Origin of the sequence: Klebsiella sp. K4 (assembly GCF_014596785.2) — a bacterium.
Taxonomy (GTDB): Bacteria; Pseudomonadota; Gammaproteobacteria; order Enterobacterales; family Enterobacteriaceae; genus Klebsiella; species Klebsiella pneumoniae.
On sequence record NZ_CP115021.1, the window covers coordinates 1,208,413 to 1,223,495 of the forward strand.

Below are 15,083 nucleotides of genomic sequence, written 5' to 3' on the forward strand. Positions count from 1 at the left end.
TTACGGCGTGCTGATGACCACCGTTACCCGGCGGTTTTCGGCGCGCCCGGCCGCCGTGTCGTTGCTGGCGATCGGGTATTTTTTGCCAAGGCCGCGGGTGACTAAATTACTGCGTGGGACATGAGCGCCTTCCGCCCAGGCATCGGCCACGCTGTTGGCCCGCTTAAGCGACAGGGCTTCATTGTAACTATCTTCACCATAATTATCGGTATGGCCTTCAAGGCGGCTATGGGTGATCCCGGTAGCCGCCAGCCGCGAGGCCATCGTGGTGATCTGCTGGCGGCTGTCGGGACGTAGTCGGTAGTCATTCTTGTCAAACAGGATGCTATCGGATAAGCCCAGGGACCAATCGCCATTGCTTTCAGTGAAGCCGTAAGATTTCATCGCCGCCACCTGCTCCGGGGTAAATTTTCCCTGAGGAGCCTGGCAACCTGTCAAAAGCGCCGCCGCCATCAGGGCGGGGACGAAATATTTTCTGATCATAATGAGTCCTTTATTATTTCAGCGTCTGCTGGATACGTTGGTTTTTCATCCGATACATATTCTGATCGGCAAGTTCTTGCAGTGATTCCGCGGTGGCGTGTTCCCACGCCAGGGCATAACCGACGCTCAGCGAGAGCGTGGCGCTATGACCGTTGTGCAGGTTGAATGGCGGAAGAAATTGTTCCGTTAGCGCCTGGCACAGGGCCTGCACTTCTGCTTCCGAGCGCACCTCGCGCAGCAGAACGGCAAACTCATCGCCGCCAAGACGCCACGCCAGATGGCGTTTACCGGCAAAAGTCATCAGGCGGCTGGCGACCTCCATCAGCACTTTATCGCCCGCCGCATGCCCCCAGTTGTCGTTAATCAGTTTGAAATTATCGCCATCAAGAAACAGCAATGCCGAGGTTTGATGATCGACTTCATTCTGCATCAGCTCGGCGAGCGCGTTACGAAAGGCGGCGCGGTTAGCCAGGCCGGTCAACGGATCGTGTAACGAACTGCGCAACAGCTGCGCGTTTTTGGTCTGCAGCTGGCGCTGCCAGTCCTCCATTTCCCCCAGCAGGCTGTTAAAGTCCTGGGCGAAAAGATGGAACTCCTCGATACGCTCCTCCGGCACCCGCCGGGAGAAGTGGCGGTTTTCACGTATATCATGCACGACCTCAGTGATGCTCTGCAGGGCGGCGACGATCCCCCGGTGTAGGGAGTGGGTCAGCAGCAGGGCGATGAACGAGGCGAGCAGAATGCTGCCGGTCAGCACCAGAATCGAGATACCGAGAAAGTGGCTAATCAGTTCATCAAGCGCGGTCAATCTCAGCTCGCCGATTTGTTTGCCCTGGTGCCAGATGGGCTGCACCGTGGGCTCCGGAAACAGCCATTTACTGATAAGCCCGCTCACTTGCTCTTTATTGGCCAGCGGTTCATGGCGCCACGCGGCGAAGTGCTGCATCTGGCCGTTTAGCACGATTGCCTGGGAGATCTGCCCTTGCTTGCCCAACGACGCGAGGGTCTCCTCTGCCGCCGCGCTGTCGCCAAACACCAGGGCGGCTTCGAGGCTGCGCCCCATGGTCGCGGCAGTGAGCTCAAGATTTTTCTGCGCGTACTGCTTGAGCGTGAAGATTGAGGCTGTACTCAGCAGCAGCCAGACCAGCGTCATGGAGATCACCACGCTTATCACGCTAATGCGACGGAGCGCGCGTTTGAAAGTCGGGCGCGGAGTCTGTGAAAAGTCCTTATTCATGTGGTTTCTTCCGGGCAAGCATCAGGACGTCCGGGTTAACCCGAACCCCGCTGTGCGTCAGAACGTCCAGATTAACGGAGAAGCGGACCCGGTCGTCATTGATGATCAGGCAAAACGCGCTACCAATTGAACAATCCGTATTTTGTTCTGCGATGAGTAACAGCGGCCTCGGGCCATAGCGGCGAGTGAGTTCTGACTGTTCAGTCGGCGATTCGCTGCCAAAATAAAAACCATCGCAGGTCGTTTTTAACGCTTCTTCACGATTACGTACTATCACCGGTTGATAGGGTAATGCATCCGGATCTTCATGAGCCAGGCTATGGGTGAAGCGTGATGAGGCAAAAATGCACAGCTTTGGCGCTCCTGTTAATGACGGCCAACGGGTGTAGGTCACGATCCCGGAAACAATAGCGCGAACATGTTCTGAAGGTCCGGCAGCAAAAACAGGAGATACCGCGATGAGAAAAAATACAGTCAATAAAAGACGGTGTAATACTGTCATTAACGCTTCCGTCAAAGTCGCCATAGCGCGGGAAAAGCCGCTGCCGATGCCCGGCGAAGAATACCACTGTTAATAAAACCCGTCATTAGATGCGCCCTTTGCTTTGGGACAATTCTCACCAGGATTTTTCGTAGTACCGATACCGTGGGTGCGCAAGTTTGGCTTGTTTTTCCTATGTGTAAATATTGTTATACGCATCGCGCCATTGTAAGTGGCAATTAATTCGTTGGTGTAAATTAAAATTTACGGAATATGGATTGAATTCTTTACTTTGTGTGGTATCGTTACGTCATGCCCTCTGAGGCAACCCTTATCGCAAACGAGCTACACAGGATCGCAATCATGCAAAAAGACGCGCTGAACAACGTACATATTACCGACGAACATGTATTAATGACCCCGGAGCAACTGAAGGCGGAATTCCCGCTGAGCGTCGAGCAGGAAGCGCAGATCGCGCACGCCCGTCAGACCATTTCGGATATCATCGCCGGTCGCGATCCGCGCCTGCTGGTGGTATGTGGTCCTTGCTCCATTCACGATCCGGAAGCTGCGATTGAATATGCTCGTCGGTTTAAAGCCCTTGCCGCAGAGGTCAGCGATAGCCTCTACCTGGTGATGCGCGTCTATTTTGAAAAACCCCGTACCACCGTCGGCTGGAAGGGGCTGATTAACGATCCGCACATGGATGGTTCGTTTGATGTTGAAGGCGGCCTGAAGATTGCGCGTCGTCTGCTGGTTGAGCTCGTCAATATGGGACTGCCGCTGGCGACGGAAGCGCTGGATCCCAACAGCCCGCAGTACCTTGGGGACCTGTTCAGCTGGTCCGCTATCGGCGCGCGTACCACGGAATCACAAACGCACCGCGAAATGGCCTCTGGCCTGTCGATGCCGGTCGGCTTTAAAAACGGTACCGATGGTAGCCTGGCCACGGCCATCAACGCCATGCGCGCCGCGGCGATGCCGCACCGTTTCGTCGGCATCAATCAGGCCGGGCAGGTCTGCCTGCTGCAAACGCAGGGTAATCCGAACGGCCATGTGATCCTCCGCGGCGGCAAGGCGCCGAACTACGGTCCGGAAGATGTGGCGAAATGCGAAAAAGAGATGGCGCAGGCGGGACTGAAGCCGTCGCTGATGGTAGATTGCAGTCATGGGAACTCCAATAAAGATTTCCGCCGCCAGCCGGCCGTGGCTGAATCCGTGGTCGCGCAGATCAAAGATGGCAACCGCTCCATTATCGGCCTGATGATCGAAAGTAATATCCACGAAGGCAATCAGTCCTCTGAACAGCCGCGTGAGGCGATGAAATACGGCGTCTCGGTGACGGATGCCTGCATCAGCTGGGAGACTACCGAGGCGCTGCTGCGTGAACTGGATAAGGATCTCCGTGGCCACCTGGCGGCCCGTTTGGTTTAAGAGGAAAGTATGGTTGCTGAACTGACCGCGTTACGCGATCAAATTGATGAAGTGGATAAAGCGTTGCTTAGCCTGCTGGCTAAGCGTCTGGAGCTGGTGGCCGAAGTCGGCGAGGTGAAGAGCCAGTATGGCCTGCCGATTTACGTCCCGGAGCGCGAGTCGGCGATGCTCGCCTCCCGACGTAAAGAGGCGGCTGCGCTCGGCGTACCACCGGATCTGATCGAGGACGTTCTGCGTCGCGTGATGCGGGAATCCTATTCCAGCGAAAACGACAAAGGCTTCAAAACCCTGCAGCCGAATCTGCGGCCGGTGGTGATCGTCGGCGGCGGTGGGCAGATGGGCCGTCTGTTTGAGAAGATGTTAACGCTGTCCGGCTACCAGGTGCGTATTCTGGAAAAAAACGATTGGGCCCGGGCGGCGGATATCGTCGCCGATGCCGGCATGGTTATCGTCAGCGTACCGATTCACACCACCGTGGAGACGATCGGCAGGCTGCCGCCCCTTCCGGCGGATTGCATTCTGGTTGACCTTGCCTCGGTGAAAGCGGAGCCGCTGCAGGCGATGCTGGCGGCGCATCAGGGCCCGGTTCTCGGCCTGCACCCGATGTTCGGTCCGGACAGCGGCAGCCTGGCGAAGCAGGTGGTGGTCTATTGTGATGGTCGCCAGCCGGAGGCCTATCAGTGGTTCCTCGAACAAATTCAGGTTTGGGGCGCGCGGCTGCACCGCATCAGCGCCGTTGAGCACGATCAGAACATGGCCTTTATTCAGGCGCTGCGCCACTTTGCCACCTTCGCCTATGGCCTGCACCTGGCGGAAGAGAATGTACGTCTTGAGCAACTGCTGGCGCTCTCGTCACCCATTTACCGACTGGAGCTGGCGATGGTAGGCCGTCTGTTTGCCCAGGATCCGCAGCTGTACGCCGATATTATTATGTCATCGGAAAACAACCTGGCGCTGATTAAGCGCTACTACCAGCGTTTCGGCGAAGCGATCGGCCTGCTGGAGCAGGGCGATAAGCAGGCGTTTATCGACAGCTTCCGTAAAGTCGAACACTGGTTTGGCGATTACGCTCAGCGTTTCCAGAGCGAGAGCCGCACGCTGCTGCGTCAGGCGAACGATAATCGGCAGTAAAGCGAAAAAGATGTATACAATAAAGCCAGCGACCGCTGGCTTTTTTTATAGGGATGACAACGATGGCTGAACCACAACCGCTGTTTGACTACACCGGATACCTGCCGGAATGCCCGACCTGGAGCGAGGCAGAACAGGCCCTCTACTGGGCTGATATCATGGAATGTGAAATTCACCGCTACGATATCCGCAGCGGAGAACACCAGGTGCTGCAGTTTCCGGAGGAGGTCGGCTGTTTTGCCCTGCGCGAGAAGGGCGGGTTTATCGTGGCATTGCGCAGCGGCATCTGGCTGACCGACACCCACGGCCTGCTGCGGCGGAAAGTCTGCGATAACCCGAGCAACCCGGAGCTGGCGCGGTTTAACGACGGCGGGACCGATCGCGATGGGCGCTTTTATGCCGGTACCTTCTGGGGGCCAGGGGATTACAACGGCGCGCTGCTGATGCGAGTGGATAACGACCTGCAGCCGAAAGTGATCCAGTGTGACATCCATGGCGCCAATGGCCTGGCCTTTAGCGCCGACCGGCGCTGGATGTATACCTCTGATACGCCGAACGCCGTGATCTACCGTACGCCGCTGGATGAGCAGGGTGAGCCTGGCCGACGCGAAGTCTTTCGCCGTTTTCAGCCTGGCGAAGGGATCCCTGACGGGGCGGCGATCGACGTGGAGGGATGTTACTGGAGCGCAATGTTTGACGGCTGGCGGATCGCCCGTTTCTCGCCGCAGGGCGAGGAGCTGGAATCCTACCCGATGCCGGTACGTTGCCCGACGATGGTCTGCTTCGGCGGGGCGGATATGAAAACGCTCTATATCACCACCACCCGGGAAAACATGGAGGACGATGAGCTGGCGCAGTATCCGCTGTCAGGCGCCATCTTCACCCTGCCGGTAGCGGTGGCAGGGATGAAGAAATTCCCGTTCCGCGAATGTTAAACCGGATCCACCGGGACCACGTTTTCGCTAGGGTAGCAGCCGAGGACCTTCATGGAGCGGGTGATATCCGCCAGCTCCTTCAGCGCCTTGCGCATGGGCAGCGAATCCAGGTTGGCCTGAATATCGAGATAAAACATCTCTTCCCAGGGATTGCCGTGGATCGGGCGGGATTCCAGTTTGGTCATGATCAGATTGTGGTTGCGCAACACCAGCAGGGCTTCCACCAGGGCGCCCGCCTGCTGACCGGTCGCCATTAACAGCGTGGTCTTGGCCGGCACCTGATCGGAGACGTTCACCGCTTTGCGCGCCAGGACGAGGAAGCGCGTGATGTTCTGCGTCTGGTTGGCCTGGCAGTGCTCCAGCACCTGCAGACCATACAGAGCGCCGCCCGCTTCGCTACCCAGGGCCGCGACGGCCGGGGAGTTCGCCTGCGCCACTTTTTCCATTGCCGCCGAGGTGCTCTCGGTATACTCAATCTTCCAGTGCGGGTAGCGGCTCAGGTACTGGCTGCACTGCTGGAACGGCTGCGGATGGCTGTAAACGGTCTGAATTTTATCGGCATCCGTCGAGGTGCTCACCAGTACGCAATGATCGATAGGGATCGTCAGCTCGCCAACGATCGACAGGCTGGTGTGCTGCAGCAGATCGTAGACGTCGTTGATCCCGCCGGAGCTGGTGTTTTCAATCGGCACCACCGCGTAATCGGCCTGGCCGGTTTCTACCTGATTAAAAATATCGGCGAACTTCGCGCAGCCGCTCTCAATAAACTGCTCAAAGTGGCGAGCGGCGTACTGACGCGCCGCCAGATGCGAGTAAGAGCCCTTGGGACCGAGGAACGCCACGCGGGCCGAATGCGGGTTAATTTTATTCAGATGCTGCTGCAGCAGGGTTTGCTGGGTAAGAACAGAGTCTTCGATAATCAGCTGGAACAGGCGGGTGATATAGTGCGCATCCAGATTATGGCGCTTGCCGATAGTCATCAGGCGCTCCAGCAGATCGCGTTCGCGGTCAATATCACGCACCGGACGATGGGAGGCCAGTTTGGCTTTTCCAACCTCAACAGCCAGTCCGCGGCGCTCCGCCAGCAGAGCAAGCAGCTTCTCGTCCAGGGCGCTTATCTTATCGCGCAGCGCCAGTAATGGGTTTTCCTCGGTCATAGATGTTGCCTTTGTTGTTATCAAATAAAAAAGGCCTCCCGGGTGGGAGGCCTTATTGTTCGTCTTCGCATTCTTTCTTATACGACGAATTGCCTCCCGGTCAGGGGAAGGTAAAAAAGAATGCGAAGAAGAACGGGACAAGTTTCATGGTAAATTCCTTTAGGTAGTGGGGATTACAGTACCTGTACTGTTTTCACTCTGTCAATAAAAAACGCGCCCGAAGGCGCGTGGCATGACACAACTTAAGTTAAGGATTACTCTTCTTCTTCCACAAAGCCTGCCTCTTTCACCGACGTCGCGGCGCGGCGGGCTTCCCCTTTGTGTTGCACTTTATTGAGCTGCCGTTCCAGCTTGTTGATCAATTCGTTAATGGCGGCGTACATATCTTCATGACGCGCACTGGCAACCAGATGGCCGTTTGGCGTGTTGATGGTTGCATCAGCGATAAAACCCTGCGGCTCCTTAGACAGAATGATGTGCGGGTTGATTAAATGAGTTTGCCACTTATCCAGTTTGGCGAGACGGTCTGCGACATGCTGGCGGATTGCCGGAGTAATTTCCATTTGTTTACTGGTAATGTTCATTGTCATAAATTTTACCTCTTGTCTTTCCCGTCTTGGTGAATCCAGCATACCTTTCCCAATGTCAAAATGTGTGATCTAAATCACATTTTATTGTCACTTTTTGTCAACAAATTCATTTTGTGAGACAGGGCAGGAAGAAGTGAGATTTTACTTGTCGAACCCGATAAAGCAGGCCATATTTGATGAGTTAACCCGGCGCTAAACCGCTTCAGCTCGTCGGGAAACGTATAAAAAAACGGCAGCCAGTGGCTGCCGTTTGCGATCGATGAGTCAGGCTCAGGTGTTCTTGCTGTTCGCGGCGATAATCTTCGCGACTTTGTCCGCCTGAGCGTTCATTTGCATCTGACGATAGGCGTTTTCCATCTTCGGCAGGGCATCGCGGGTGGCCTGGGTATCCGGATAATTACGCATCATCCCTTCCACACGGTTAACCACGGCAACCCATGCGCCACGATCGGTGTAGTAATCCACGACCGACAGCTCATATTTGGCCAGACGATCTTTCAGGAACACCATGCGTTTATAGGCGTCAGTGGCGTACTGGCTGTTCGGATAACCACGCACCAGTTTGGAGAAGTCATTGAAGGCATCGCGCGCGTGCTGCGGATCGCGGTCGGAGCGATCAACGCCGAAGAAGCCCTGCAGGGCGCTGTCATCCAGGGCCATGTTGGTCAGGCCGCGCATATAGATGACATAGTCGATGTTCGGATGGGTGGGGTTCAAACGCATGAAGCGATCGATAGCCGCCTGAGCCAGAGGAAGATCGGCGTTTTTATAATACGCATAAATCAGATCCAGCTGTACCTGTTGGGAATAAGGGCCGAATGGATAACGATTATCCAACGCTTCCAGTTGCGTTATCGCCTGTTTCCAGTTACCGTCCTGCAGTTTTTGCTGGGCGGTCGCGTAGATTTCATTCGGCGGATTATCAGGCACCTCTTCCTTAGAGCCGGAGCAACCCACCAAAGCCAGGCTCAGTGTGGCGGCTGCCACCAGGTATTTCATGCGCGTCATGACGTTTTGACTTCCTCAAAATGTTTATGCGGGAGAATCTCTGTTCCTGCTCCCGATTAAGACCAGCTACAATAGCACACTATATTAAACGGCAAAGCCGTAAAACCCAACGTTAAACGAAGAAGCTGTATATGGCACAACGAGTACAACTCACCGCAACGGTGACCGAAAATCAACTCGGTCAACGCTTAGATCAGGCTTTGGCCGAATTGTTCCCTGATTATTCGCGATCGCGGATAAAAGAATGGATCCTCGACCAACGCGTATTAGTCAATGGCACCATTGGCGATAAACCGAAAGAAAAAGTGCTGGGGGGAGAACGCATCGCTATCGATGTGGAAATCGAAGAAGAGGCGCGCTTCCAGCCGCAGGATATTCCGCTCAATATCGTTTACGAAGATGATGACATCATCGTGATCAATAAACCGCGCGATCTGGTTGTACATCCTGGCGCGGGCAACCCTGACGGTACTGTGCTGAATGCGCTGCTGCACTACTATCCGCCTATTGCCGATGTGCCGCGCGCGGGTATTGTTCATCGTCTGGATAAAGACACCACCGGTCTGATGGTGGTGGCGAAAACCATTCCGGCGCAAACCCGGCTGGTGGAGTCGCTGCAGCTGCGCGAGATCACCCGTGAATACGAAGCGGTGGCGATCGGTCATATGACCGCCGGTGGCACAGTGGAAGAGCCGATCAGCCGTCACCCGACCAAGCGTACCCATATGGCGGTGCATCCGATGGGCAAACCGGCGGTGACCCACTACCGCATTATGGAACATTTCCGCATCCATACCCGCCTGCGTCTGCGTCTGGAAACCGGTCGTACACATCAGATCCGCGTGCATATGTCGCATATCACCCATCCGCTGGTGGGTGACCAGGTCTATGGCGGTCGGCCGCGTCCGCCGAAGGGCGCGTCGGAGGAATTCATTACCGCGCTGCGTAAATTCGACCGCCAGGCGCTGCATGCCACCATGCTGCGCCTGTATCACCCGATCTCCGGCATTGAAATGGAGTGGCACGCGCCCATCCCGCAGGATATGGTCGAGCTCATCGAGGCGATGCGCGCCGATTTTGAAGCCCATAAGGACGATATTGACTGGTTATGACGAAACTGATTGTACCGCAGTGGCCAATGCCCGGCAGCGTGGCGGCCTGTAGTTCTACCCGCATCGGCGGCGTGAGTCTGCCGCCCTATGACTCGCTCAACCTGGGCGCCCATTGCGGCGACAATCTGCAGGATGTCGAAGAAAACCGGCGGCGGATGTTTGCCGCCGGCGGCTTGCCGTCTTACCCGGTTTGGCTGGAGCAGGTCCATGGCACCGAGGTTCTGACGCTGGACGGCGGACCCTATCCGTCGAAACGCGCGGATGCCTCTTATAGTCGTACGCCAGGGACCGTCTGCGCGGTGATGACCGCTGACTGCCTGCCGGTGCTGTTCTGTAACCGCGACGGCACCGAAGTCGCCGCGGCGCACGCGGGATGGCGCGGCTTATGCGAAGGGGTTCTGGAAGCGACGGTTGCTCGTTTCGCCGATAAAGCCGAAAATATTATGGCGTGGCTGGGGCCCGCCATCGGTCCGCAGGCGTTTGAGGTGGGACCGGAAGTCCGGGATGCCTTTATGGCGAAGGACGAGGATGCGCACCGGGCTTTTCGTCCGGCAGGCGAAAAATATTTTGCTGATATCTACCAACTGGCGCGGCAGCGTCTGGCAAACGTCGGCGTTGAGCAGATTTTCGGCGGCGATCGCTGCACGCTAAGCGAAAAGGATGATTTTTTCTCTTACCGGCGCGACAAGACCACCGGTCGTATGGCAAGTTTCATTTGGCTGATATAACCTAGAGAATCAAGACGATCCAGAAGGCAAACTTATTTTTCACATAGTTCGGGTCTTTAACCTTGAATAATTGAGGGATGACCTCATTTAATCTCCAGTAGCAAATTTGACCTGTTTATGGGAGGAGTTATGCGTCTGGATCGTCTTACCAATAAATTCCAGCTTGCTCTTGCCGATGCCCAGTCGCTCGCACTCGGGCACGACAACCAATTCATCGAACCTCTTCATTTAATGAGCGCCTTGCTGAATCAGGAAGGGGGATCGGTACGTCCTTTATTAACCTCGGCGGGCGTGAATGCCGGGAAACTGCGCACTGACATCGAACAGGCCTTGAGCCGTTTACCGCAGGTGGAAGGCACCGGCGGCGATGTGCAACCTTCTCAGGATTTAGTGCGGATCCTCAACCTTTGCGACAAGCTGGCGCAAAAGAAAAAGGACAACTTTATTTCGTCGGAACTGTTCGTTCTGGCGGCGCTTGAATCACGCGGTACGCTGACCGACCTTTTAAAATCCGCCGGAGCAACAACCGCCAACATGACTCAGGCGATTGAACAAATGCGCGGAGGGGAAAGCGTGAACGATCAGGGTGCCGAAGACCAACGTCAGGCATTGAAGAAATTTACCGTCGATCTCACCGAGCGTGCCGAGCAGGGCAAGCTGGATCCGGTGATCGGCCGTGATGAAGAGATTCGCCGTACCATTCAGGTACTGCAGCGTCGTACCAAAAACAACCCGGTGCTGATCGGTGAACCCGGGGTGGGTAAAACGGCAATCGTCGAAGGCCTGGCGCAGCGTATCGTCAACGGCGAAGTACCAGAAGGGCTGAAAGGCCGTCGGGTATTGGCGCTGGATATGGGGGCGCTGGTGGCCGGGGCGAAATACCGCGGTGAGTTTGAAGAGCGTCTGAAAGGCGTGCTGACCGACCTGTCCAAACAGGAAGGCAACGTCATTCTATTTATCGACGAACTGCATACCATGGTTGGCGCTGGTAAAGCCGACGGCGCGATGGATGCGGGTAACATGCTGAAGCCGGCGCTGGCGCGTGGTGAACTGCACTGCGTCGGGGCGACGACGCTTGATGAATACCGTCAGTACATCGAAAAAGACGCCGCGCTGGAACGTCGCTTCCAGAAAGTGTTCGTTGCCGAGCCTTCGGTAGAAGATACCATCGCGATTCTGCGCGGTCTGAAAGAACGTTATGAGCTGCACCACCACGTGCAGATCACTGACCCGGCTATCGTGGCGGCGGCGACCTTATCGCATCGCTATATTGCCGACCGTCAGCTGCCGGATAAAGCCATCGACCTCATCGATGAGGCGGCATCCAGCATCCGTATGCAGATTGACTCCAAACCGGAAGAGCTGGACCGTCTCGATCGGCGTATTATCCAGCTGAAACTGGAACAGCAGGCGCTGAAGAAAGAGTCTGATGAGGCGAGCCTGAAGCGTCTCGATATGCTCAACGAGGAGCTGGCGGATAAAGAACGGCAGTACTCGGTGCTGGAAGAAGAGTGGAAAGCGGAAAAAGCGTCGCTCTCCGGCACCCAGACCATCAAAGCTGAGCTGGAGCAGGCGAAAATCGCCATCGAACAGGCGCGCCGCGTCGGCGATCTGGCGCGGATGTCCGAGCTGCAGTACGGCAAAATTCCGGAACTGGAGAAACAGCTGGCGGCGGCCACTCAGTCCGAAGGGAAAACCATGCGTCTGCTGCGTAATAAAGTGACGGATGCTGAAATCGCCGAAGTGCTGGCTCGCTGGACCGGTATCCCGGTCTCCCGCATGATGGAAAGCGAGCGTGACAAACTGCTGCGTATGGAACAGGAGCTGCATCATCGGGTGATTGGCCAGGATGAGGCGGTTGAAGCGGTATCCAACGCCATTCGCCGCAGCCGCGCCGGGCTGTCCGATCCGAACCGGCCGATTGGTTCGTTCCTGTTCCTCGGTCCAACCGGGGTCGGTAAAACCGAGCTGTGTAAAACGCTGGCTAACTTTATGTTCGATAGCGACGACGCGATGGTGCGTATCGATATGTCCGAGTTTATGGAGAAACATTCCGTCTCGCGTCTGGTCGGTGCGCCTCCGGGATACGTCGGCTATGAAGAGGGCGGTTACCTGACCGAGGCGGTGCGCCGTCGTCCTTATTCCGTCATCCTGCTGGATGAAGTGGAAAAAGCGCACCCGGATGTGTTCAACATTCTGCTGCAGGTACTCGACGACGGGCGTCTCACCGACGGGCAGGGGAGAACGGTCGACTTCCGTAATACGGTAGTCATCATGACCTCGAACCTCGGTTCCGATCTGATTCAGGAACGGTTCGGCGAGCTGGACTACGGACATATGAAGGACCTGGTGCTGGGGGTAGTCAGCCAGAACTTCCGTCCGGAGTTCATCAACCGTATCGACGAAGTGGTGGTCTTCCATCCGCTGGGCGAGAAACATATTGCCTCTATTGCCCAGATCCAGCTGCAGCGTCTGTATAAACGTCTGGAAGAGCGCGGATATGAAGTGCATATGTCCGATGAGGCGCTGAAGCTGCTGAGCGCCAATGGTTACGATCCGGTATACGGCGCGCGGCCATTGAAACGTGCTATTCAGCAGCAGATTGAGAACCCGTTAGCCCAGCAGATCCTTTCCGGTGAGCTGGTTCCGGGTAAAACCATCGAGCTGGTAGTAAAAGACGACCGCATTGTGGCAGTGCAGTAAATCACAAAACGACAAAAACGGGCCCAGCGGGCTCGTTTTTGTTTAAAAACCAGGCAAGAATTAAAGCTCAACACCTGATTTGGTTGAAAAGTGAGCGGTTAAATTCTTTTTTTGAATTTATCCTTGTCACTTCAGAATTACCCCCTATAATGCGCCTCCACTGACACGGAACAACGGCAAACAAGCCGCCGAGCCAGGAGGATTCAACGACGGAAATCGACGTTGAAAGCCGACAGAGAAAAGCAAAATAAGCGCTTGACTCTGAATGAGGAAAACGTATTATACGGGACCTCGCGACAGAGCGCTAAAGCGCGTCGCAACTGCTCTTTAACAATTTATCAGACAATCTGTGTGGGCACTCAAAGTGACATGGATTCTTAACGTCCTCGGACGAAAAATGAATACCAAGTCTCAAGAGTGAACACGTAATTCATTACGAAGTTTAATTCTTTGAGCATCAAACTTAAATTGAAGAGTTTGATCATGGCTCAGATTGAACGCTGGCGGCAGGCCTAACACATGCAAGTCGAGCGGTAGCACAGAGAGCTTGCTCTCGGGTGACGAGCGGCGGACGGGTGAGTAATGTCTGGGAAACTGCCTGATGGAGGGGGATAACTACTGGAAACGGTAGCTAATACCGCATAACGTCGCAAGACCAAAGTGGGGGACCTTCGGGCCTCATGCCATCAGATGTGCCCAGATGGGATTAGCTAGTAGGTGGGGTAACGGCTCACCTAGGCGACGATCCCTAGCTGGTCTGAGAGGATGACCAGCCACACTGGAACTGAGACACGGTCCAGACTCCTACGGGAGGCAGCAGTGGGGAATATTGCACAATGGGCGCAAGCCTGATGCAGCCATGCCGCGTGTGTGAAGAAGGCCTTCGGGTTGTAAAGCACTTTCAGCGGGGAGGAAGGCGATAAGGTTAATAACCTTGTCGATTGACGTTACCCGCAGAAGAAGCACCGGCTAACTCCGTGCCAGCAGCCGCGGTAATACGGAGGGTGCAAGCGTTAATCGGAATTACTGGGCGTAAAGCGCACGCAGGCGGTCTGTCAAGTCGGATGTGAAATCCCCGGGCTCAACCTGGGAACTGCATTCGAAACTGGCAGGCTAGAGTCTTGTAGAGGGGGGTAGAATTCCAGGTGTAGCGGTGAAATGCGTAGAGATCTGGAGGAATACCGGTGGCGAAGGCGGCCCCCTGGACAAAGACTGACGCTCAGGTGCGAAAGCGTGGGGAGCAAACAGGATTAGATACCCTGGTAGTCCACGCCGTAAACGATGTCGATTTGGAGGTTGTGCCCTTGAGGCGTGGCTTCCGGAGCTAACGCGTTAAATCGACCGCCTGGGGAGTACGGCCGCAAGGTTAAAACTCAAATGAATTGACGGGGGCCCGCACAAGCGGTGGAGCATGTGGTTTAATTCGATGCAACGCGAAGAACCTTACCTGGTCTTGACATCCACAGAACTTTCCAGAGATGGATTGGTGCCTTCGGGAACTGTGAGACAGGTGCTGCATGGCTGTCGTCAGCTCGTGTTGTGAAATGTTGGGTTAAGTCCCGCAACGAGCGCAACCCTTATCCTTTGTTGCCAGCGGTTCGGCCGGGAACTCAAAGGAGACTGCCAGTGATAAACTGGAGGAAGGTGGGGATGACGTCAAGTCATCATGGCCCTTACGACCAGGGCTACACACGTGCTACAATGGCATATACAAAGAGAAGCGACCTCGCGAGAGCAAGCGGACCTCATAAAGTATGTCGTAGTCCGGATTGGAGTCTGCAACTCGACTCCATGAAGTCGGAATCGCTAGTAATCGTAGATCAGAATGCTACGGTGAATACGTTCCCGGGCCTTGTACACACCGCCCGTCACACCATGGGAGTGGGTTGCAAAAGAAGTAGGTAGCTTAACCTTCGGGAGGGCGCTTACCACTTTGTGATTCATGACTGGGGTGAAGTCGTAACAAGGTAACCGTAGGGGAACCTGCGGTTGGATCACCTCCTTACCTTAAAGAACCTGCCTTTGTAGTGCTCACACAGATTGTCTGATGAACGTAAAGAAGCAAGGCGTCTTGCGATTGAGAC

At 55.5% G+C, this 15,083-nt stretch carries 13 protein-coding genes, 1 rRNA gene and 1 other annotated feature; of the genes, 7 read left to right on the forward strand and 7 right to left on the reverse strand.

What is annotated here, in order from left to right; genetic code table 11:
• Genes IB144_RS06075 through IB144_RS06085 form a run of 3 tightly spaced genes read right to left on the reverse strand, consistent with a single transcriptional unit; the run spans position 1 to position 2,222 of the window.
• Complete coding sequence (locus IB144_RS06075) at positions 1 to 483, reverse strand: OmpA family protein (RefSeq protein WP_004145671.1); 483 nt, start codon at positions 481 to 483, stop codon at positions 1 to 3.
• A gap of 13 nt (positions 484 to 496) precedes the next feature.
• Complete coding sequence (gene dgcN / locus IB144_RS06080; protein ID WP_065888758.1) at positions 497 to 1,720, reverse strand: diguanylate cyclase DgcN; 1,224 nt, start codon at positions 1,718 to 1,720, stop codon at positions 497 to 499.
• Positions 1,713 to 2,222 carry a YfiR family protein gene (locus tag IB144_RS06085; protein WP_004174804.1) on the reverse strand — a complete coding sequence of 170 codons (510 nt, stop codon included), beginning with the start codon at positions 2,220 to 2,222 and terminating at the stop codon, positions 1,713 to 1,715. The genes dgcN and IB144_RS06085 overlap by 8 nt, the downstream gene beginning before the upstream one ends.
• Positions 2,223 to 2,564: 342 nt before the next feature.
• On the opposite strand from IB144_RS06085, the gene aroF reads away from it, so the two are divergent.
• The 3 genes from aroF (at position 2,565) to IB144_RS06100 (ending at position 5,701) form a co-directional block, all read left to right on the forward strand.
• Entirely contained in the window at positions 2,565 to 3,635 is a 1,071-nt protein-coding gene (gene aroF / locus IB144_RS06090; protein ID WP_002914114.1) for a 3-deoxy-7-phosphoheptulonate synthase AroF, read from the forward strand.
• Between the two features lie 9 nt (positions 3,636 to 3,644).
• Positions 3,645 to 4,766: a bifunctional chorismate mutase/prephenate dehydrogenase gene (gene tyrA / locus IB144_RS06095; protein ID WP_004212948.1), complete on the forward strand. Its 1,122-nt coding sequence runs from the start codon at positions 3,645 to 3,647 to the stop codon at positions 4,764 to 4,766.
• A gap of 62 nt (positions 4,767 to 4,828) precedes the next feature.
• Positions 4,829 to 5,701 (forward strand): SMP-30/gluconolactonase/LRE family protein, encoded by an 873-nt coding sequence (locus IB144_RS06100; protein ID WP_032418478.1) that lies wholly within the window; start codon positions 4,829 to 4,831, stop codon positions 5,699 to 5,701.
• Here IB144_RS06100 and pheA read toward each other — a convergent pair.
• The 4 genes from pheA to bamD form a co-directional block, all read right to left on the reverse strand.
• Positions 5,698 to 6,858, reverse strand: coding sequence for a bifunctional chorismate mutase/prephenate dehydratase (gene pheA, locus IB144_RS06105; RefSeq protein WP_004150975.1), 1,161 nt, complete (start codon positions 6,856 to 6,858; stop codon positions 5,698 to 5,700). The genes IB144_RS06100 and pheA overlap by 4 nt on opposite strands.
• A gap of 24 nt (positions 6,859 to 6,882) precedes the next feature.
• Positions 6,883 to 7,007 (reverse strand) — a sequence feature (Phe leader region).
• Positions 6,959 to 7,006 (reverse strand): pheA operon leader peptide PheL, encoded by a 48-nt coding sequence (gene pheL, locus IB144_RS06110; protein ID WP_100250063.1) that lies wholly within the window; start codon positions 7,004 to 7,006, stop codon positions 6,959 to 6,961. (Overlaps the previous feature by 48 nt.)
• A 105-nt stretch (positions 7,008 to 7,112) precedes the next feature.
• The gene (gene raiA, locus IB144_RS06115) at positions 7,113 to 7,448 is read right to left on the reverse strand and encodes a ribosome-associated translation inhibitor RaiA (protein WP_002914111.1); all 336 of its coding nucleotides are present in this window, start codon (positions 7,446 to 7,448) and stop codon (positions 7,113 to 7,115) included.
• 270 nt (positions 7,449 to 7,718) lie between these two features.
• The gene (gene bamD / locus IB144_RS06120; protein ID WP_004145664.1) at positions 7,719 to 8,456 is read right to left on the reverse strand and encodes an outer membrane protein assembly factor BamD; all 738 of its coding nucleotides are present in this window, start codon (positions 8,454 to 8,456) and stop codon (positions 7,719 to 7,721) included.
• Between the two features lie 131 nt (positions 8,457 to 8,587).
• Here bamD and rluD point away from each other — a divergent pair, with 131 nt between their 5' ends.
• The 4 genes from rluD (at position 8,588) to IB144_RS06140 (ending at position 15,004) form a co-directional block, all read left to right on the forward strand.
• Positions 8,588 to 9,568, forward strand: a complete 981-nt coding sequence (gene rluD, locus IB144_RS06125) for a 23S rRNA pseudouridine(1911/1915/1917) synthase RluD (RefSeq protein WP_002914110.1) — start codon at positions 8,588 to 8,590, stop codon at positions 9,566 to 9,568.
• Positions 9,565 to 10,296, forward strand: a complete 732-nt coding sequence (gene yfiH / locus IB144_RS06130; protein WP_004174806.1) for a purine nucleoside phosphorylase YfiH — start codon at positions 9,565 to 9,567, stop codon at positions 10,294 to 10,296. Before rluD ends, yfiH begins: the two co-directional genes overlap by 4 nt.
• A gap of 129 nt (positions 10,297 to 10,425) precedes the next feature.
• Complete coding sequence (gene clpB, locus IB144_RS06135; RefSeq protein ID WP_040215337.1) at positions 10,426 to 12,999, forward strand: ATP-dependent chaperone ClpB; 2,574 nt, start codon at positions 10,426 to 10,428, stop codon at positions 12,997 to 12,999.
• A gap of 465 nt (positions 13,000 to 13,464) precedes the next feature.
• A 16S ribosomal RNA gene (locus tag IB144_RS06140) occupies positions 13,465 to 15,004 on the forward strand.
• Positions 15,005 to 15,083: the final 79 nt, after the last annotated feature.